Here is a 1,441-nt window from a genome sequence, read left to right as displayed (position 1 = left end):
AACGACCACTGCACATCCGACAACAACCGAAACCTCGACACGACACCAAGGCTCTCAACGAACAGCCCCAATGTTTGTCAGACACGCTCTAGCTCGGACCAATGATCGGGAATCCCGTCTTGTACAGCCCATTTGGACTCGGGACGACGGTAGCCACCCGCGCTTGGACGATACTCCCATCCGGCATAATCACCTGCCCCAACCCGGCCGGAATGCGCACCGACCTGGGCCCGACTCCTTCGACATGGAGCCCTTCAAGAACTCTGCAGCGGCGTCATTATCCAGCCACTGACCTTGCTGATTCCCGGTGCTGCGAGCGCGATCGGTCAGAGCCTTCGTGTCCTGCGGGTTTATGTCGGATGTTGCCGGGATGTGTGCACTGATCGGGGTTCTTTTGGCTGTTGGTCGTGGCTCCGTACGTGCGGACGGTGAAGACGGCCTCGGGTGCGACCGTGGTTCAGATCGTGTACTCGTCACGGCGTGGCTCGCGCGGCATTGAGCACATCGGGTCGGCGCACGACGACGTGTCGCTCGAGCTGCTGAAGGCTGCCGCGCGGCAGCGCATGGCGGCAGGGCAGGGTGAACTCGATCTCGGTCTCGATGTCGGTCTGGACGCCGAACCCGCGCAGGCTGTTGGTCGTGGTGGACCGTTGGCGATCACTTCGTCGCGGATGGGGCATCTGTGGGACGCCTTGATTTGCGGCTTCGAGGTGCTCGGGTTCGACGAGGCGACCGGCTCCGACGAAGTGTTCCGGGCGCTGGTGCTGGCGCGCATCATCGAGCCGACGAGCAAGTTGGACTCGCTGCGGGTGCTCGAGGAGGTGGGTGTCGATCCTCCGGCCTACCGGACCCTGGTGCGGCGGTTGCCGGTGTTCGCCGACGCGTCGTGGCGCAAGAAGCTCGCGGCGGCCTGTGCTGCCCATACCGGCCTGGGGCCGGCCAGTCTGGTGTTGTACGACGTGTCGACGTTGTACTTCGAGACTGACGCCGGTGACGGGTTCCGTGAGCCCGGATTCTCCAAGGAACGCCGGCTGGAGTGGCAGATCACCATCGGGCTGCTGACCAATGCGTCCGGGTTCCCGTTGATGGTGCACGCGTTCGAGGGCAACCGTGCCGAGACGACCACGATGCTGCCGGTGATCCGGGAGGTCATGAAAGCTCACCACCTGGCCGATGTCACGATCGTGGCCGACGCGGGAATGGTCTCCGATGCGAACAAGCGCGCTCTGGAGGCCGAGGGCTTGTCGTTCATCCTCGGAGCACGCGTCCCCGATATCCCTTATGTGGTGAAGAAGTGGCGCCAGAACCATCCCGACGCCGAGATCCCGGACGGACATGTGTTTACCGGCTCTTCACAGTTGAGGGTGTAGCGGCGAGCGGCGCGTCGGTCCCGGAGTAGGTGTCGAGGTCTCCCGAGGATGGAGGTTCCTACGCCGCCCAT

General features: G+C 63.8%; 1 pseudogene. It reads left to right on the top strand.

Features of this window, described 5'->3' with window-relative positions:
- Positions 1–452 precede the first annotated feature (452 nt).
- Positions 453–1,346 (top strand): annotated as a pseudogene (locus AB0B82_RS35415) (IS1634 family transposase); the annotation flags it as partial.
- Positions 1,347–1,441 lie beyond the last annotated feature (95 nt).

The organism is Kribbella sp. NPDC048915, from assembly GCF_040649595.1.
Taxonomy (GTDB): domain Bacteria; phylum Actinomycetota; class Actinomycetes; order Propionibacteriales; family Kribbellaceae; genus Kribbella.
This window is presented reverse-complemented; position numbering and strand designations above follow the sequence as displayed.